Below are 18,389 nucleotides of genomic sequence, written 5' to 3'. Positions count from 1 at the left end.
GCACGGCGCCCCTGCATCGCGGGGGCTCCGTGTTGTATGGGGCTGCCGGAACGATATGTGGAATTATTGTGTTACCTTTGCCGAAAAGAATGAACGAACCGAATGGCAAAGATTCTTATTATCGACGACGAGGAACAGTTGCGCAAGCTGCTGGCCCGCATCATCGCTCTGGAAGGTTACGAGGTGGCCGAGGCCGCCGATTGTGCCGGGGGGCTCAGGATGCTCCGCCGCTATGAACCCGATGTCGTGCTGTGCGACGTCAAGCTGCCCGACGGCAACGGTGTCGAGATGGTCGGACGGATCAAGCAGGTCATGCCTTCGGCCGAGGTCATCCTGCTGACGGCCTACGGCAATATCCCCGACGGCGTGCAGGCCATCAAGAACGGGGCATTCGATTACATAACCAAGGGCGACGACAACAACAAGATACTGCCGCTGCTGAGCCGTGCCACCGAGAAAGCGCAGATGCAGCGCCGGCTGGCTCGTCTCGAGGACAAACTCTCCGAAGAGCATTCGTTCGACCGCATCATCGGTTCGTCGGAATCCCTCCGCAGTGCGGTCGCGCTGGCACGCAAGGTCGCCGTCACGGATACCTCGGTGCTGCTCACGGGTGAAACCGGAACCGGCAAGGAGGTTTTTGCGCAGGCCATCCACCACGCCAGCCCGCGCGCGAAGGGGGCGTTCGTCGCCGTCAACTGTTCGGCTTTCTCCAAGGAACTGCTCGAAAGCGAATTGTTCGGCCACCGTGCCGGCAGCTTCACGGGTGCCACCAAGGATAAGAAAGGGTTGTTCGAGGAGGCCGACAAGGGGACGCTTTTTCTCGACGAGATCGGCGAGATGCCCGTCGAGCTGCAGGCCAAGCTGCTGCGCGTGCTCGAATGCGGCGAGTTCATCAAAATCGGCGAGACCCGCCCGACCAAGGTCGACCTGCGGATCATCGCCGCCACGAACCGCGACCTCGAAAAGGAGATCGTTTCCGGGAATTTCCGCGAAGACCTCTTCTTCCGACTTTCTGTTTTCCGCATCCACCTGCCGTCGCTGCGCGAACGGCCGGGCGATATCGCCGAATATGCCCGGTTCTTTGCGGCGCAGTTCGCCGACAGGATGGGGCGCCGGATCGACACGATCGACAAGGGATATATCGCCGCACTGGAACGCCATGCCTGGCACGGCAACGTCCGCGAACTGCGCAACGTCGTGGAGCGCAGCCTGATCATGGCCGAAGGCAACGCCCTCACCGTCGGCTGCCTCTCCCCCGAATTCCATGCCGCGTCGTGCGACGGCTCCGTGCCCGACTCGATGGCGCTCGACGCCCTCGAACGGCACCACATCCTCAGGGTACTCGAATACACGAAAGGCAACAAGGCCGAGGCCGCCCGCCTGCTGGGCATCGGCATCGCCACGCTTTACCGCAAGCTGGAAAGTTACGGCATGAAGCCCTGACGCCGGCGCCAGGCATATCATTCTGAGACGGCCGCCTTATCATTTTGATAGGGCGGCCGTTCTTTTTGGCAGGTATGCCAAAGTCGCATCTGTTTGACAATTAGTCGCATAGTGCCGAAATTCCTGTTTTGGCACTCCCTTCGTATTCCTTTGGACACAAACCGAAAGAAGAAATCGACATGGTAATCGTGATCCTGATCCTGATATTCTGCGGCGCAATGCTGTTGCTGTGCCGGATGCTTTGCGGTTTTACGAAATTGTTGTCTAACTCAAAAAAAGAACGAAGATGAATGGAACTGTGTTGTTCCTGTTGCTGTGCGCCCTCGGGTCGCTGTGTTACTGGTTTTATTCGAAATGTGTGGATTGGTTTGAAAAAATCTGATGAAAAATGTTTACAGGACTGCTTATTCTGAGCATCGTCGGATTCGTCTATCTGATGTACGTGCTCGTAAAACCCGAAAGATTCTGATTGTCTGACCCCGAAAAAACGCAAATAAATGAATACCGAAATTTTAGGCGTTATCCTGCAATGGGTGGCTCTGGTGGTGCTTTGCTATCCGCTGGGACGCTACATTGCCAAAGTATACCGAGGTGAGCGCACGTGGCTCGACTTCATGGCTCCCGTCGAACGGTTCGTCTACCGCGTGTGCGGTATCGACCCCGCGCAGGAGATGGACTGGAAACAGTTTCTCAAGGCGCTGCTGATGGTCAACCTCTTCTGGTTCTTCTGGGGCATGCTGCTGCTGGTTTTCCAGGGCTGGCTGCCGCTCAACCCCGACGGCAACCCCGGGCAGTCGCCCGATCTGGCGTTCAACACCTGTATCTCGTTCATGGTCAACTGCAACCTGCAACATTACAGCGGCGAGACGGGGTTGAGCTATTTCACCCAGCTGTTCGTCATCATGCTCTTCCAGTTCGTCACCGCAGCCTGCGGCATGGCGGCCATGGCAGGTGTCATGAAGGCGCTGGCTGCCAAGACCACGAAGACCATCGGCAACTTCTGGGTGTTCCTTACCAAGAGCGTAACCCGTATTCTGATGCCGTTGTCGCTCGTCGTGGGTATCCTGCTCGTCATCAACGGAACCCCGATGTCGTTCGACGGCAAACAGACCATCACTACGCTCGAAGGCCAGGAGCAGGTCATCTCGCAGGGCCCCACAGCGGCCATCGTGCCTATCAAACAACTGGGCACCAACGGTGGCGGCTATTTCGGCACCAACTCGGCACACCCGCTCGAAAACCCCAATGCCTTTACCAACATCCTCGAGTGCTGGTCGATCCTGATCCTTCCGATGGCGATGGTCTTCGCGTTCGGCTTCTATACGCGCCGCCGTAAGCTCGCCGCGTGGATTTTCGCCGTGATGCTCTTCGCCTATACCGCGGGCGTCGTCTTTTCGGTATGGCAGGAGACGGGCGGCAGCCGGCAGATCGACCGGATGGGTATCGCGCAGGAGCTCGGTTCGATGGAGGGCAAGGAGATTCGCATCGGTTCGGCGGCTTCGGCCATGTGGGGCATGACGACGACCGTCACCTCGAACGGGTCGGTCGACTCGATGCACGATTCGCAGACCCCGCTGAGCGGTATGCTGCAAATGCTCAACATGCAGATCAACTGCTGGTTCGGCGGTGTCGGCGTGGGATGGATGAACTACTTCGCATTTCTTATTATCGCGGTCTTCATCAGCGGCCTGATGGTGGGCCGTACGCCCGAGTTCCTCGGCAAGAAGGTCGAGGCGCGAGAGATGAAGATCGCCACGCTGGTCGTGCTGATGCACCCCTTCCTGATCCTCGTCGGCACGGGAATTTCAGCCGCCGTAGCCGCCGCCGACCCGGAGATCGGCTGGCTCAACAACCCCTCGTTCCACGGCCTGAGCGAAATGCTCTACGAGTACACCTCCTCGGCCGCCAACAACGGTTCGGGTTTCGAGGGGCTGGCCGACAATACGCCGTTCTGGAATATTTCGACCGGCATTGCGCTGATCATGGGGCGTTATTTCCCGATCGTGGGGCAGGTCGCCATCGCGGGGCTGCTCGCTTCGAAGAAATATATCCCCGAAAGCGCCGGTACGCTCAAGACCGATACGGGAACCTTCTCGCTGATGACTTTCGCCGTCATCATCATCGTCGCTGCGCTCTCGTTCTTCCCTGCGCTGGCGCTGGGCCCGATCGCCGATTACCTGACCTTCTAAAATGTTACGACTATGAAACGAAACAGAAATAATTCCTTGTTCGACCGTACCCTGCTGCGCCAGAGCCTGCGCGCCTCGTTCCAAAAGCTCGACCCGCGCAAGATGGTCAAGAACCCCATCATGTTCACCGTCGAAGCCGTCACCTTCGTCATGTTGCTGCTGATCGTGTGGATTGCCGTGACGGGCAATACCTCGCAGGGGTCGCTGCTCTATAACGTCGTGGTCTTCCTGGTGCTTTTCGCCACGGTGCTCTTCGCCAACTTCGCCGAGGCCATTGCCGAGGCGCGCGGCAAGGCGCAGGCCGACTCGCTGCGCAAGACCCGTGAGGAAACCCCTGCCAAGCGGATCGACCCCGACGGACAGTCGCATATCGTGAGCAGTTCCGACCTCAGGCAGGGTGACCTCTTCGAATGCGTCGCCGGTGACACGGTCGCCGCCGACGGCGAGATCGTCGAGGGGCTCGCTTCGATCGACGAGAGCGCCATCACGGGCGAGTCCGCCCCTGTGATCCGCGAGGCGGGCGGTGACAAAAGTTCCGTCACGGGTGGTACCAAAGTGCTTTCCGACCGCATCCTGGTGAAGGTCACGGCGCGTCCGGGCGAAAGTTTCCTCGACAAGATGATCGCCCTCGTGGAAGGCTCCTCGCGCCAGAAGACGCCCAACGAAATCGCCCTGACCATCCTGCTGGCAGGCTTTACGATCGTGTTCGTCATCGTCTGCGCGACGCTCAAGCCCTTTGCCGATTACGTCGGCGCCAACATCACCGTCGCGGCGTTCATCTCGCTGTTCGTCTGCCTGATCCCGACCACCATCGGCGGCCTGCTTTCGGCCATCGGCATCGCCGGTATGGATCGTGCGCTCCGCGCCAACGTCATCACCAAGTCGGGCAAGGCCGTCGAGACTGCCGGCGACATCGACACACTGCTGCTCGACAAGACCGGTACGATCACCATCGGTAACCGCAAGGCCACGGGCTTCTATCCGGTCGACGGGTTCGGTGCCCGGGAGTTTGTCCGGCTGTGCGTCCTCTCGTCGGTGTCCGATCCGACGCCCGAAGGCAAGTCCATCGTCGAACTGGGTGCCGAGCAGGGCATCAAGACCGATCCCCTGCAACTGGTCGGCGTGCACATGGTGAAGTTCACCGCCGAGACCAAGTGCTCGGGTGTGGACATGCCCGACGGCCGCCGTATCCGCAAGGGCGCTTCGGAAGCGATCCTGCGCATGTGTGCCGAGGCGGGGCACGAATGCCCCGCAGGTATCGAAGCCACCGTGCGCCGTATCTCCGAGAACGGCGGGACGCCGCTCATCGTCTGCGAGGACGAGCGGATCAGGGGTGTGGTCGAATTGCAGGACATCATCAAGACGGGTATCCGCGAGCGTTTCGAGCGTCTGCGCAAGATGGGCGTGAAAACCGTGATGGTGACGGGCGACAACCCGCTGACGGCAAAATACATTGCCGAACAGGCAGGCGTCGACGACTTCATCGCCGAAGCCCGCCCCGAGGATAAACTCGAATACATCCGCCGGGAGCAGCGGGCCGGTAAACTGGTCGCCATGATGGGCGACGGCACGAACGATGCCCCGGCGCTGGCGCAGGCCGACGTGGGCGTGGCGATGAACAGCGGTACGCAGGCCGCCAAGGAGGCCGGCAACATGGTCGACCTGGACAATGACCCCACGAAACTGATCGAGATCGTCGAGATCGGCAAGCAGCTCCTGATGACGCGCGGCACGCTGACCACCTTCTCGATCGCCAACGACGTGGCCAAGTATTTCGCCATCGTCCCGGCGCTGTTCATCGCCTCCATCCCTTCGTTGCAGGCTCTGAACATCATGCACCTCGATTCGCCCGAAAGCGCTATCCTGTCGGCCGTGATTTTCAACGCGGTCATCATCCCGTTGCTGATCCCGCTGGCGCTGCGCGGCGTGACGTACAAGCCGATCGGGGCTTCGGCCCTGCTGCGCCGCAACCTCTTCATCTACGGGCTCGGAGGTGTCATCGTGCCGTTCGTGGGCATCAAACTGATAGATATGTTGGTAAGTGTATTCTTTTAACGTGTTGCAATTATGAAAAACCTTTGGATTTCAGTGAAGATAACGCTGGCAATGTGCCTGTTGCTCGGCGTGGGATATGTACTCGTGCTGCGCGGGGTTTCGGCCCTTGCGGGCCCCAACGGCGGGCAGGCCGAAACACTTACGCTCGATGGCCGGGTCGTCGGCGCCGCGAACGTAGGCCAGCAGTTCACCGGCGGGCGCTATTTCTGGGGGCGTCCCTCGGCCGTGGATTACAACGGCGGCGGCTCGGGCGGCAGCAACAAGGCTACGACCAATCCCGAATACCTGGCCGATGTGGAGCAGCGCGTGCAGGATTTCCTCGCGGCGCATCCTTACCTCTCCCGCGGAGAGGTGCCTTCGGAAATGGTGACAGCCAGCGGTTCGGGCCTCGATCCCGACATCTCGCCCCGCGGGGCGCAGGTGCAGGTGCGCCGCGTCGCCGCGGCCCGCGGGCTCGACGAGGCCGTCGTGCAGCGGCTGGTCGACTCGCTGACGCAAAAACCGTGGCTGGGGCTTTTCGGCACGGCGAAGGTCAACGTCCTGCGCCTGAATATCGCGCTGGAAACCCTGCAACCGAACGTCACGGCCTCGGCCGGTGTCCGGCAGGCCGGCGGGTGCGGGGAGGGTGTATCCCCGGAAAACTAATGGAAACTACATGAAACGGATATGGAAAAGAAAACTGAAAAGGATAAATATATGAAACGCTGGATCGTAATTCTGCTAACCGCCATGGCGGTAATGCTCACCGTCGACCTCTGTGCGCAGGATAGGCAGCGCGGTGTGGAAATTTCGGGTGGCACCGACCTCGTGAGCGGCTATGTATGGCGCGGTGTCTGGGAAGCGGGCGTGAGCCTTCAGCCCACGCTGGCACTGGCTGCCGGGAATTTTTCGGTGACCGCCTGGGGTTCGGTCGATTTTGCGACGACCTCCTACAAGGAGATGGACTTGACGATGGCTTATGCCCTCGGCCCCGTGACTTTCTCGCTGGCCGACCTTTACTGGGAAGGCGGCGCCGGTGACCGGGGCACAATCAGTCGTAACTATTTCCGTTTCGGTGCCGACTCCCCGCACCGTGTCGAGGCTGGGATAGCCTGGTGCATCTCGCCCAGGGTGCCCCTGACCCTGGCATGGAACACGGTACTGTTCGGCGCCGCGGATGTCGATGCCGCCGGCGACCGTGCCTATGCCACCTACATCGAGGCATCCTATCCTTTCGCCGTAAAGGGCATAGATATGAAGGCCGGCGTAGGCGTCGTACCGTGGAACGCCGTCGGCACCTATGGCATCGACCGCGATTTCTATGTGCAAAACGTCTTCGTCAATGCAGCGAAGGGCTGGACGGTAGCGGGGTCGTTGCAACTGGGACTTTTCACTTCGCTGAGCTGGAACCCGGCGGCCCAGGACGTTAATTTCGTGGGCGGAATATCGTTCCGCATGTGATTATGGACAAGGAAGGCAGTGTTCAGCGGTTCCTGGATCTGATCCGCCGCTCGCACCGGGGCAAGTTCAAAATCTACATCGGCATGAGTGCCGGGGTGGGTAAGAGTTACCGCATGTTGCAGGAAGCGCATCAGTTGCTCGACGCAGGCGTGGACGTCTGCATCGGATTTATCGAAACGCACGGCCGTGCCGAAACGGAAGCCCTCGTCGCAGGGCTTCCCCTCGTGCCGCGCCGCAGGCTCTTCTACAAAGGCAAGGAACTCGAGGAGATGGACACGCAGGCCATCCTGAACCTGCATCCCGAGATCGTGGTCGTGGACGAACTGGCGCACACCAATATCGAAGGCAGCGGCAATCCCAAGCGCTGGCAGGACGTGATGCAACTGCTCGATGCGGGGATCAGCGTCATCACGGCGGTCAACATCCAGCATATCGAGGGGCTGAACGAGTCCGTGCAGGAGATTACGGGCGTCGAGGTGCACGAGCGCGTGCCGGACAGCGTGCTGGCCATGGCCGACGAAGTGGTGAACATCGACCTCACGGCCGACGAACTGATCGACCGCCTGAAGGCAGGCAAAATCTATAAACCCGACAAGGTCGCTGCGGCACTCAACAATTTCTTCACGCAGGAGAACATCCTCCAACTGCGCGAACTGGCGCTCAAGGAGGTGGCGCTGCGCGTGGAGAAGAAGGTCGAGAACGAGGTCGCCGCAGGCGACAAGTGCCGCCACGACAGGTTGCTGGCCGTCATCGACTCCTCGGAAAAGCGGTCGCGCCGCGTGATCCGCAAGACGGCGCGCATGGCCACGCACATCAACACCTCGTTCGTCGTGCTCTACGTGCAGGGCGACCGCGAGGCCGCCGACCGGATCCCGCTGGCCAACCAGCGTTACCTGATCAACAACCTGAACCTCGCCACGGAGCTCGGCGGCGAAATCCGCCGGGTGCATTCCAACCGTCCGGTCGAGGCGATCCTCGAAACCTGCCGGGAACAAAAAATCAGTATCGTCTGCGTCGGGCGGCCCGAATTTTCATTATTTTCGCTGCTGAAGAACGCGATCGTGCTGCGTAGCCTGATCGGCCGCCTGTCGCGTATGAACATCGACCTTTTTATTATGTCATGACTATGAAAATACAAGGGAGGCTTACCCTGGGCATTGGCGTGCTGTTCGCCATGATCCTGTTGCTCGGCATCCAGTCGGTCAGCTATGTCCGCCAGCTTTCGCGCGCTACGGGCACCATCCTGGCCGACAACTATAATTCGCTGCAATACGCCGGGGACATGCTCCGTTCGCTGAACGACATCGGCCAGGATTCCGTCTCGCGGCACGCCCTGCGCCAGAGCCTGGCGCTCCAGCAGCAGAACATCACCGAAGTCAGCGAAAAGGAGCTTACGGCGGCCTTGCAGCAGCATGTCGCCAGCCTGAGCGACCCCGTCACCGAGGCCGAGATACAGACCGTGCGTGCCGACCTATACCGCATTATGGAGGTGAACATGGCGGCCATCCGGGCCAAGAGCTCGCAGGTCGAGGAGCGTGCCGACTATGTCATGTGGTGGCTGATCGTCGTGGCCGCCCTGTGCGCCCTGGTAGCGGGCGCCGTGCTGGTGTGGTTCCCGCGGATGGTGCTGCGTCCGATCGACGAGCTGAAGAAGGGAATCAAGGAGATTGCCAGCCATAATTACGGGAAGCGGCTCGACTTCACGGGCAACCGTGAGTTCGAATCCGTTGCCGAGTCGTTCAACAACATGGCGGCCAAGCTCGACGAATACCGCCGCAGTTCGCTCGACGACCTGATGACGGCCAAGACGCGGATCGAGGCGATCGTCAATTCGCTCCACGAACCGATCATCGGACTCGATCCCCGGAAGACCATCCTCTTCATGAACCGCGAGGCGCTGTCGGTGCTCAACCTGCCCGAGACCGTCATCGGGCGCGATGCCGCCGAGGTGGCGCTTGCCAACGACCTGCTCCGGCGCCTGCTGCGCGAGCTTTACGGCGAGAAGAAGAACGCCGGGCAGGAGCCGCTGAAGATCTATGCCGACAACAAGGAGAGCTATTTCCAGATGGAGGATACGCCGCTCTACATCATGCCGGTCGGCAGCCGCGAGCAACAGTTCGTCGGCAACCTGATCGTCCTGAACAACATCACCAAATACAAGGAACTGGACTCTGCCAAGACCAATTTCATCTCGACGGTTTCGCACGAGATGAAAACCCCCATCTCGTCGATCCTGATGAGCCTGCAACTGCTCGGCGACAACCGTCTCGGGCAGCTCAACGAAGAACAGAAGCAGCTCGTGGGCAGCATCCGCGAGAGCAGCGACCGCCTGCTCAATATCACGGGCGAATTGCTCAACATGACGCAGGTCGAGTCCGGTAAACTCAGGCTCATGTCCAAGGTTGTGAAACCTGTCGAACTGATCGACTATGCCGTCAAGGCGACGCAGGTGTTGGCCGAGCGTTTCCGCTGCTTCGTCGAGGTGGAATACCCCGAGAAGATTTCGAAACTGTTCGTCGACAACGAAAAGATCGCATGGGTCATTACCAACCTCCTCTCCAACGCCATCCACCATTCCCCCGAGAATTCGCGCATCATCGTCGGGGCCGTGCAGCATGAAAAGGCGGTCGAGATCTTCGTCCAGGATTTCGGCCGGGGCATCGACCCGCGTTACCATAAGAGCATTTTCGAGCGATATTTCCGCGTGCCGGGTGCGAAGGTGCAGGGCAGCGGGTTGGGGCTGGCCATCTCCAAGGAGTTCGTCGAGGCGCACGGCGGCACGATCTCGGTCGAAAGCGGGATCGGCAGGGGAAGCCGCTTTTCGATCCTCTTGCCGGCATAGCATCCTGCCGGAATGCCCACCCCCGCAGTGCTGGAAGCCGCAGGCACAACGCCTGCGGCTTCCAGCGTTTTTGTTTACCCGGACGGAAATGTCCGGTCTGGCGGCGGCAGGCGGCTGTCGAAAAGAAATAAAATTCGCATTTTCCCCGGCTTTCTCCGTATTTATTTATTTTGCCTATTTCAGACGGCTAAATACCGTAGAAAAACGCTTGTTTAAAGTAAAAATTATTATCTTTGCAGGAGTACAGCACCAAATAATCATTTCGAATTATGGTCGATTCTTTTTTGGGACAAGCCGAGGAAGGCAACAAAACCGCTCTGCTCAAACTGCAGTTGATCGGGCACTACATCATGGGTGGGGATTTCAGCATCACGGATCTGAGCCATGAAATGAATCTGTCGGTGCCGACGGTCACCAAATTGGTCAGCGAACTGATCGAAGACGGCTTCGTGCACGACTTCGGGAAACAGGGTACTGCCGGGGGGCGCCGGCCCAACATCTACGGGCTCAACCCCTATGCGGGTTATTTTGTCGGTGTCGACATCAAGAAGGACATCATCACCCTGGCGATCATCAATTTCAAGGGGCAGGTCGTCGACATGCGCGATTGCGTGCCGTTCGTCATGGAAAATTCGGTACAGGCGCTCGACCGGCTGTGCGACGTGGTCAACGGGTTCATCGCCAAGAGCAAGATCGACCGGACCAAGATCTTTTCGGTCGGCTTCAACCTCTCGGGGCGGGTCAATTCCAAGACGGGGTACAGTTACAGCTATTTCTTCGTCGAGGAGGAGCCCCTCACGATGCTGCTGGAGAAACGCCTGGGCTGCAAGGTCTATGTCGAGAACGATACCCGGGCGATGACCTACGGGGAGTACATGTGCGGCGTGGGCAACAACGAGGATACGATGATATTCGTCAATGCCAGCTGGGGTTTGGGCGTCGGGCTGGTCATCGACCGCAAACTGTTCTACGGCCGGTCGGGATTCTCGGGCGAGTTCGGCCATTTCCCGCTGCTCGACAACGAGGTGATCTGCCGGTGCGGCAAGCGCGGCTGCCTCGAAACCGGCGCTTCGGGCTCGGCCGTACACCGTATATTCATGGAGAAGCTGGCGCAGAAACGTGTTTCGATGCTTTCCGACAAGTACAATCGCGGCGAGCAGATTCTGCTGGAGGATATTCTCGAAGCGCTGGGGCAGGAAGACGTGCTTGCCATCGAAGTCATGGAAACCGTCGGGCATACGCTAGGCAAGGCCATGGCCGGGCTCATCAACCTCTTCAATCCCGACCTCATCGTGCTGGGCGGGACGCTGGCCGTGGCCAAGGATTATATCATGTTGCCGCTCAAGAGCGCCATCAACAAATATTCGCTGCAACTCGTGAATAAGGATACTACCATAAAACTCAGTAAGTTGGGTGAAAAAGCCGGGGCCGTGGGCGCCTGTATGCTGAGCCGTAGCAAGATGCTGGGGCTGATGTAGCCCGGACCGATAAAATAGCCATAAAGAGAAGTCCGTAGCCCTACGGACTTTTTTTTGTACCCGTTATTACCCGATATTACCAGCCGCAAAATCTTTTTTTTGGTCGATTAGAATAAAAAAGACTATAATATTGCTTCATTGTAAATTTATTTATTATATTTGCATAGAAAAACGATAAAATTTACTTTATTTTATGCAAACTATAAAATCCAGTCTGATATGAAAACCTCGAACCGAAGGAATTTTCTTAAAAAAGTGGCTGTGACTGCGGCTTCGGCAGTTGCCGTCCCCGGACTGGTCAAAGCGGCCTCGGAATTCGGCGGTACGGGCACGGACGATGCCCTGGCCGCATCCGCTCCGGGGTATGGCGGGCTGATCGTCCCCAAGGGGGAGGGGCTGCGCATCACGGGTACGTTCCTCGACGAAATTTCGCACGACATCCCGCACCAGAACTGGGGCGAGAAGGAGTGGGACGCAGATTTCCGCCATATGAAGTCGATCGGCATCGACACGGTGATCGGGATTCGCTCGGGCTACCGCAAGTTCATCACCTACCCTTCGCCCTACCTGCTCAAAAAAGGGTGTTACATGCCGTCGGTCGACCTGCTCGATCTGTTCCTGCGCCTGGCCGGCAAGTACGGCATGAAGTTTTACTTCGGGCTTTACGACTCGGGCGAATATTGGGACACGGGCGACATGTCGCATGAGGTGGAGCATAATAAATATGTAATCGACGAGGTGTGGAACATGTACGGCCGCAAATACGAGAGTTTCGGCGGCTGGTACCTGAGCGGCGAGATCAGCCGTGCCACCAAGGGTGCCATCGGGACGTTCCATGCCCTGGGCAAACAGTGCAAGGAAGTTTCGGGCGGGCTGCCCACCTTCATCTCGCCGTGGATCGACGGCAAGAAGGCGGTGATGGCCAGCGGGAGCAAACTGACCAAGGAGCAGGCTGTTTCCGTCGAGCAGCACGAACGCGAGTGGGACGAGATATTCGACGGGATTCACGATGTGGTGGATGCCTGTGCGTTTCAGGACGGGCATATCGACTACGACGAGCTGGACGCGTTCTTCGCGGTCAACAAACGCCTGGCCGACAAGTACGGCATGCAGTGCTGGACCAACGCCGAGTCGTTCGACCGCGACATGCCCATCAAGTTCCTGCCCATCAAGTTCGACAAGCTGCGCATGAAGCTCGAAGCCGCCATGCGTGCGGGCTACGACAAGGCCATCACGTTCGAATTTTCGCATTTCATGAGCCCCCAGTCTGCATACCTGCAGGCCGGGCATCTCTTCGACCGTTACAAAGAATACTTTAACATCCGTTAGCCGATGAAATCACAGACGAATACGGGATATGTGGCATTCCTGTCACTGGTAGCCGCCATAGGCGGGATTTTGTTCGGGTATGACACGGCGGTCATTTCGGGTACGATATCCGGTGTGGCTTCGCAGTTCTCGCTGGACGCCATGCAGCAGGGATGGTTCGTCGGGTGTGCGCTCGTCGGTTCGATCGGCGGCGTGGCCGTGGCCGGTGTGCTGAGCGACCGTTTCGGGCGCAAGCTGACGATGTTGCTGTCGGCCGTGCTGTTCACCGTTTCGGCCGTCGGCTGTGCCGTCAGTGCCGACTTCATCCAACTGGTCGTTTACCGCATCGTGGGTGGTGTGGGTATCGGCGTGGTGTCGATCGTTTCGCCGATGTATATTTCCGAGGTCGCCGTGGCACGCTGGCGCGGGACACTCGTGTCGCTTTACCAGCTGGCCATCACGGTCGGGTTCCTGGCGGCCTACCTCGTGAACTTCCAGATACTCAAATCGGCCGAAACGGCCGTCTACGCCTCCCCGTGGATGCAGAAGATATGGGTTACGGAGTTGTGGCGCGGCATGTTCGGTGCCGAAACGCTGCCGGCGTTGCTCTTCTTCACCGTTATATTCTTCATTCCCGAAAGCCCCCGCTGGCTCGTGTTGCGCGGCCGCGACGTGCGTGCGCATGCCGTGTTGCAGCGTATCTACCGTTCGTCGGAAGCCGCCGACGAGGAGATCGCTGCCGTACACGGCACGGCCTCCGCTTCGTCGAAGTCCGAATGGCGCGTGCTGTTCGAGCCGGGTATCCGCAAGGCGGTCGTCATAGGCGTTTTCATCGCCATCCTGGGGCAGTTCATGGGCGTGAACGCCGTGCTGTACTACGGCCCGACGATCTTCGAGAATGCGGGGCTGTCGAGCGGCGATTCGCTCTTCTCGCAGGTGCTCGTGGGCGTGGTCAACATGCTGACCTCGGTGCTGGCGCTTGTCATCATTGACCGTGTGGGACGCAAACAACTGGTCTACTGGGGTGTGTCGGGCATGATCGTCTCGCTGCTCTGCATCGGGCTCTATTTCATGTGCGGTGCGGCGCTGGGGCTGCCCAACGTATTCCTGCTGATATTCTTCCTGGCCTATATTTTCTGCTGCGCCGTTTCGATCTGCGCCGTGGTGTGGGTGCTGCTCTCGGAAATGTACCCCACCCGGGTGCGCGGGCTGGCGATGTCGATCGCCGGACTTGCGCTGTGGGTGGGCACCTACCTCATCGGGCAGCTGACGCCGTGGATGCTCGAAAACCTTACGCCCGCCGGCACGTTCTTCCTCTTTGCGGCGATGTGCGTCCCCTATATGTTGATTATCTGGCGTGCCGTTCCCGAAACCACGGGGCGTTCGCTTGAAGAAATAGAGAAATACTGGCAAAAAAATGAATAACACGAATAATGAATCCGGTGCTGTGCGCATTCAGACCGGAGACCTCCGTCGTATGGATCACCTGCGGGACATTAATCTAACAACCGACACTATGGATTTTCAGAAACTGGCCGGCAAGTATAAGTCGGAGTTGCTGGACAGCGTCCTGCCGTTTTGGCTCGAACACTCCCAGGATAAACAATACGGGGGGTATTTCACCTGCCTCGAACGCGACGGCAGCGTCTACGACACCGACAAGTTCATCTGGCTGCAAGGCCGCGAGGTGTGGCTTTTCTCGATGCTCTATAACAAGGTGGAAAAACGCCCCGAGTGGCTCGAGTGTGCTTTGCAGGGTGCGGAGTTCCTGAAGAAATACGGCCATGATGGCAATTACAACTGGTATTTCTCGCTTACGCGCGACGGCCGGCCGCTGGTCGACCCCTACAACATTTTCTCGTATACGTTCGCCACGATGGCCTTCGCGCAGCTGGCCATCGCCTCGGACGACGCCGGGTATGCCGCCATCGCCAAAAAGACTTTCGACCGGGTGCTCGAGAAGCGTTCGAACCCCAAGGGCAAGTGGTGCAAGGCACATCCGGGGACGCGTCCGATCAAGGATTTCGCGCTGCCGATGATCCTGTGCAACCTGTCGCTCGAAATCGAGCAGCTCATCGACAAGCAACTCATCGACCAAACGATCGAAACATGCCTGCACGAGGTGATGGAGGTCTTTTACCAGAAAGACCTCGGGCTTATCGTCGAGAATGTCTCGGCGGAAGACAATTCGCTGGTCGACTCCTTCGAGGGACGCTCGGTCAACCCGGGGCATTCGCTTGAGGCGATGTGGTTCATCATGGACTTGGGCAAGCGGCTCGGTCGTCCCGAACTGATCGACAAAGCCGTGAAGATTGCGCTTTCGACCATTGAATACGGCTGGGACAAACAGTACGGCGGCATATTCTATTTCATGGATCGCCTCGGGCGTCCGCAGCAGCAGCTCGAATGGGATCAGAAACTGTGGTGGGTGCATATCGAATCCGCGATTACGATGATCAAGGGCTACCAGCTGACGGGCAACAAGGAGTGCCTCGCGTGGTTCCAGAAACTGCACGATTACATGTGGACGCACTTCAAAGATCCGAAATATCCCGAATGGTTCGGTTACCTCAACCGCCGCGGGGAGGTACTCCTCCCGCTCAAGGGCGGCAAGTGGAAGGGGTGTTTCCATGTTCCGCGCGGACTTTACCAGATATGGCAGATCCTCGAACAATGCAAATAGGCGGCTCGTTCCCGATGCCTGATAAACGATTTGCCGGCCTCAAACGGTGCCGTGATATTTAAAAGAAACGAAACAAGCATGACACGTATAGGATTCTTACTTTCGGCGGTGTTGTCCCTCGCAATCGGGCACGTACGTCCCGCACAAGCCAAAACGATACGCCGCACGGTCGACGTGCTGGTTATCGGCGGCACGACTTCGGGCACTTCGGCGGCCATCGCCGCGGCGCGTCAGGGGGCGGCCACGCTGATCGTCGAACCCACGCCCATGCTCGGGGGGATGTTCTCGGCGCAGGGCGTCCCGGCTGCCGACGGTAACCACCACCTGCCCTCGGGGCTGTGGAACGAATTTCGCGAGGCTTTGCGCGCCCATTACGGCGGGGCCGAAGCGCTTGCCACGGGCTGGGTGAGCAACACGCTCTTCGAGCCCCATGTGGCGGACAGCATCTTCAGGGCGATGGCTGCGGCCGAGCCGCGGCTCGAAGTCCTGCACGGGTATGTGCTCGATAAGGTATACAAGCGCGGCAACTGCGTGACGGGCGCCCGTTTCTCGCGTAGCGGGGGCGACAGGCTCGAGGTCTCGGCTCGTATTACGGTCGATGCCACCGACCTGGGCGATGCGCTGCCCATGAGCGGTACGCCCTACCGCATCGGCATGGACGCCCGTGCCGATACGGGCGAGGCGCTGGCGCCTGCCGAGGCGAACGACATCGTGCAAGACCTGACTTTCGTCGCCATCCTCAAGGATTACGGCAAGGGTTCCGACAAGACCATCCCCCGCCCCGAAGGGTACGATCCTGCGGAGTTCGCTGCGGCCTGCCAGACCGCTGCGGGGCAGCCGATCCCGGCGGAGGCGATGCTCAACTACGGCCGCCTGCCCAATGGCAAATACATGCTCAACTGGCCGGTCAACGGCAACGACGTCTACATGAATATCGTCGAGGTGCCCTATGCCCGGCGTGACGCCGCGCTGCGCCCCGCCCGCGAGAAGACCCTGCGGTTCATCTACTATATCCAGCACGAACTGGGTTTCAGCCACCTGGGGATCGCCGATGACGAGTTCGGCACCGCAGACGGATTGGCATACCTGCCTTACCACCGCGAGGGGCGGCGCCTGGACGGGGTGATCCGCCTGACGCTCGATGACGTGGCGGATCGTTACGGCCGCCCGTCGGCACTTTACCGTACCGGCATTTCGGTCGGCGACTATCCCGTCGACCACCACCATGATTGCCGTCCTCAGATCGGGAAGATACCCTTCCCGCCCGTGCCGTCGTTTTCGGTGCCGATGGGGGTGATGATCCCTGCCGGGACGGACAACCTGGTGGTTTCGGACAAGGCTATATCGGTTTCGAACCTTATCAACGGTTCGACGCGCCTGCAGCCGGTAGTCCTGCTCACGGGACAGGCCGCAGGGACGTTGGCGGCCATCGCCGCCCGGGAAGGGTGCACGCCCCGCGAAGTTCCGGTGCGCAGGTTGCAGGCCGCCCTGCTGGCGCAGGATGCGTATATCGCGCCGTTGTACGACGTGAAACCCGACGACCCCGACTTCGCGATGTTGCAGCGCATCGCAGCGACGGGCATCCTGCGAATGACGGGCGAGCCGTTCCAGTGGGCGAACCGCACGTGGTTCTATCCCGAGCGCGGGATCTCCGTCGGTGAGTTCAGCCGCGGCCTGCACGACTATGCGCCGCAGGTCGAAGTGTCCGACGACCCCGCGCCGCTTACGGCGTCGTCGGCTGCCGCCATGCTCCGCAAGGCCGGTGCTGCCGTCGCTGCCGACGGTACGGAGCCCCTGACGCGGCGCGAAGCGGCGCGGATGACGGACGAAGCGCTGCATCCGTTCGACCGCGACGTCGATTTCGAAGGAAACCTGATAAAATAACGAACCATGAAGAAACTCATCCTCCTGCTGCTGGCCGCTGCCGTCGCGACGACCGCAGCCGCACAGGCGCAGCGCGATACGCTGACCTTCAACAACGACTATTATTTCTCCAAACGCAATGTCGAGGAGCTGGTGCCGGTCACCGGGCAAAACATCGTGATGCTGGGCAACAGCCTGACCGAACGCGGTTTCTGGGCGGAGTATTTCCAGGGGAAACGCGTGCTCAACCGCGGCATCGGCGGCGACTGCATATCGGGCATGATCAACCGCGTGCAGCCGATCGTCGACGGACGACCGAAGGCTATCTTCATCATGGGCGGCGCCAACGACCTGCTTTTCTCGAAGATTTCGAACGAGAAACTCCTGCAGCAATACGAACGCCTGCTGGACATCATTGCCCGGGAGACACCCCGCACGAGGGTCTATATCCAGAGCCTGCTGCCGCTCAACGAGGCGCATAACGAAGCCTTCATGAAGGGCAAGAATGCCCGTTTCGCCGAGTTCAACGCACTGCTGCGTGCGATGGCCGAACGCCGCGGGCTGACCTTCATCGACATCTGGAGCGCTATGCAGCGCAACGGGGAACTGCCCGAAGAGTACACGTTCGACGGCATCCACCTCAAGGCGGCGGGTTATGCCGTGTGGATCGAGAAGATCAGGCCCTACGTCAAATAAGCTGTCCGGATGAAACGTCTGTTTTTCGCGCTGGCATTGTGCGCGGCGTCGGGGGCCTGCATGGCCGGCGGCGACATGCGCTTCTATGAAGCCCGTTCGGACAAGATCCGCTTTACCGGCCGCGCCGCCGAAAACGGCGACGGCAGCCTGTCGTTCGACTGGAGCGGTTGTCATTTCACGTTCCGTTTCGACGGCAGTCGCTGTGCGATGCGTGCTGCGGATACCGGGCGTAACTACTACAACGTATTCGTCGACGGGCGCCTGTACGGTAAGGCGACCGTCGAGGGAGCCTCGTCGTGCGTGCCCCTCGCCGAAGGGCTTGCGCCGGGGCCGCATACCGTGACGGTGCAGAAACGCACCGAAGCCGAGCAGGGGCGCACGAGGCTCTACGG

14 protein-coding genes and 1 pseudogene are annotated in these 18,389 nt (G+C 59.6%); all 15 read left to right on the top strand.

Going from position 1 to position 18,389, the window contains the following annotated elements; translation table 11 throughout:
• Positions 1 to 102: 102 nt before the first annotated feature.
• Positions 103 to 1,443 (top strand): sigma-54-dependent transcriptional regulator, encoded by a 1,341-nt coding sequence (locus QVP03_RS13580; protein WP_022333930.1) that lies wholly within the window; start codon positions 103 to 105, stop codon positions 1,441 to 1,443.
• A gap of 388 nt (positions 1,444 to 1,831) precedes the next feature.
• Positions 1,832 to 1,912, top strand: coding sequence for a potassium-transporting ATPase subunit F (locus QVP03_RS13795; RefSeq protein WP_055202329.1), 81 nt, complete (start codon positions 1,832 to 1,834; stop codon positions 1,910 to 1,912).
• A 28-nt stretch (positions 1,913 to 1,940) separates the two neighbouring features.
• A complete protein-coding gene (gene kdpA, locus QVP03_RS13575; protein WP_022333927.1) occupies positions 1,941 to 3,632 on the top strand; it encodes a potassium-transporting ATPase subunit KdpA in 1,692 nt (563 codons plus the stop codon).
• A gap of 12 nt (positions 3,633 to 3,644) precedes the next feature.
• A complete protein-coding gene (gene kdpB / locus QVP03_RS13570) occupies positions 3,645 to 5,687 on the top strand; it encodes a potassium-transporting ATPase subunit KdpB (RefSeq protein ID WP_055202333.1) in 2,043 nt (680 codons plus the stop codon).
• A gap of 12 nt (positions 5,688 to 5,699) precedes the next feature.
• Positions 5,700 to 6,332, top strand: a complete 633-nt coding sequence (kdpC, locus tag QVP03_RS13565; RefSeq protein WP_117507689.1) for a potassium-transporting ATPase subunit KdpC — start codon at positions 5,700 to 5,702, stop codon at positions 6,330 to 6,332.
• A 21-nt stretch (positions 6,333 to 6,353) separates the two neighbouring features.
• Positions 6,354 to 7,127 carry a hypothetical protein gene (locus QVP03_RS13560; protein WP_022333924.1) on the top strand — a complete coding sequence of 258 codons (774 nt, stop codon included), beginning with the start codon at positions 6,354 to 6,356 and terminating at the stop codon, positions 7,125 to 7,127.
• Between the two features lie 2 nt (positions 7,128 to 7,129).
• Positions 7,130 to 8,251 (top strand): sensor protein KdpD, encoded by a 1,122-nt coding sequence (locus QVP03_RS13555; protein ID WP_022333923.1) that lies wholly within the window; start codon positions 7,130 to 7,132, stop codon positions 8,249 to 8,251.
• A gap of 2 nt (positions 8,252 to 8,253) precedes the next feature.
• The gene (locus QVP03_RS13550) at positions 8,254 to 9,969 is read left to right on the top strand and encodes an ATP-binding protein (protein WP_288210841.1); all 1,716 of its coding nucleotides are present in this window, start codon (positions 8,254 to 8,256) and stop codon (positions 9,967 to 9,969) included.
• A gap of 269 nt (positions 9,970 to 10,238) precedes the next feature.
• Positions 10,239 to 11,447 carry an ROK family transcriptional regulator gene (locus QVP03_RS13545; protein WP_022333921.1) on the top strand — a complete coding sequence of 403 codons (1,209 nt, stop codon included), beginning with the start codon at positions 10,239 to 10,241 and terminating at the stop codon, positions 11,445 to 11,447.
• Between the two features lie 219 nt (positions 11,448 to 11,666).
• Complete coding sequence (locus QVP03_RS13540) at positions 11,667 to 12,776, top strand: DUF4434 domain-containing protein (RefSeq protein WP_022333920.1); 1,110 nt, start codon at positions 11,667 to 11,669, stop codon at positions 12,774 to 12,776.
• 3 nt (positions 12,777 to 12,779) lie between these two features.
• A complete protein-coding gene (locus tag QVP03_RS13535) occupies positions 12,780 to 14,180 on the top strand; it encodes a sugar porter family MFS transporter (protein WP_022333919.1) in 1,401 nt (466 codons plus the stop codon).
• 91 nt (positions 14,181 to 14,271) lie between these two features.
• Positions 14,272 to 15,438, top strand: a complete 1,167-nt coding sequence (locus QVP03_RS13530) for an AGE family epimerase/isomerase (RefSeq protein ID WP_288210840.1) — start codon at positions 14,272 to 14,274, stop codon at positions 15,436 to 15,438.
• 78 nt (positions 15,439 to 15,516) lie between these two features.
• Entirely contained in the window at positions 15,517 to 17,322 is a 1,806-nt protein-coding gene (locus QVP03_RS13525; RefSeq protein WP_022333917.1) for an FAD-dependent oxidoreductase, read from the top strand.
• A 6-nt stretch (positions 17,323 to 17,328) separates the two neighbouring features.
• Entirely contained in the window at positions 17,329 to 17,997 is a 669-nt protein-coding gene (locus QVP03_RS13520) for a GDSL-type esterase/lipase family protein (RefSeq protein WP_022333916.1), read from the top strand.
• A gap of 9 nt (positions 17,998 to 18,006) precedes the next feature.
• Positions 18,007 to 18,389: pseudogene (locus tag QVP03_RS13515) on the top strand (lysophospholipase); the annotation flags it as partial.

It is taken from the genome of Alistipes sp. CAG:29 (genome assembly GCF_000435435.1).
Taxonomy (GTDB): Bacteria; Bacteroidota; Bacteroidia; order Bacteroidales; family Rikenellaceae; genus Alistipes; species Alistipes onderdonkii.
This window is presented reverse-complemented; position numbering and strand designations above follow the sequence as displayed.

Coding starts and splice junctions, on each gene's coding strand:
- QVP03_RS13520 (WP_022333916.1), top strand. CDS start 17,329: ATGAAGAAACTCATCCTCCTGCTGCTGGCCGCTGCCGTCGCGACGACC.
- kdpA (WP_022333927.1), top strand. CDS start 1,941: ATGAATACCGAAATTTTAGGCGTTATCCTGCAATGGGTGGCTCTGGTG.
- kdpB (WP_055202333.1), top strand. CDS start 3,645: ATGAAACGAAACAGAAATAATTCCTTGTTCGACCGTACCCTGCTGCGC.
- QVP03_RS13580 (WP_022333930.1), top strand. CDS start 103: ATGGCAAAGATTCTTATTATCGACGACGAGGAACAGTTGCGCAAGCTG.
- QVP03_RS13540 (WP_022333920.1), top strand. CDS start 11,667: ATGAAAACCTCGAACCGAAGGAATTTTCTTAAAAAAGTGGCTGTGACT.
- QVP03_RS13545 (WP_022333921.1), top strand. CDS start 10,239: ATGGTCGATTCTTTTTTGGGACAAGCCGAGGAAGGCAACAAAACCGCT.
- kdpC (WP_117507689.1), top strand. CDS start 5,700: ATGAAAAACCTTTGGATTTCAGTGAAGATAACGCTGGCAATGTGCCTG.
- QVP03_RS13550 (WP_288210841.1), top strand. CDS start 8,254: ATGAAAATACAAGGGAGGCTTACCCTGGGCATTGGCGTGCTGTTCGCC.
- QVP03_RS13560 (WP_022333924.1), top strand. CDS start 6,354: ATGGAAAAGAAAACTGAAAAGGATAAATATATGAAACGCTGGATCGTA.
- QVP03_RS13525 (WP_022333917.1), top strand. CDS start 15,517: ATGACACGTATAGGATTCTTACTTTCGGCGGTGTTGTCCCTCGCAATC.
- QVP03_RS13530 (WP_288210840.1), top strand. CDS start 14,272: ATGGATTTTCAGAAACTGGCCGGCAAGTATAAGTCGGAGTTGCTGGAC.
- QVP03_RS13555 (WP_022333923.1), top strand. CDS start 7,130: ATGGACAAGGAAGGCAGTGTTCAGCGGTTCCTGGATCTGATCCGCCGC.
- QVP03_RS13795 (WP_055202329.1), top strand. CDS start 1,832: ATGTTTACAGGACTGCTTATTCTGAGCATCGTCGGATTCGTCTATCTG.
- QVP03_RS13535 (WP_022333919.1), top strand. CDS start 12,780: ATGAAATCACAGACGAATACGGGATATGTGGCATTCCTGTCACTGGTA.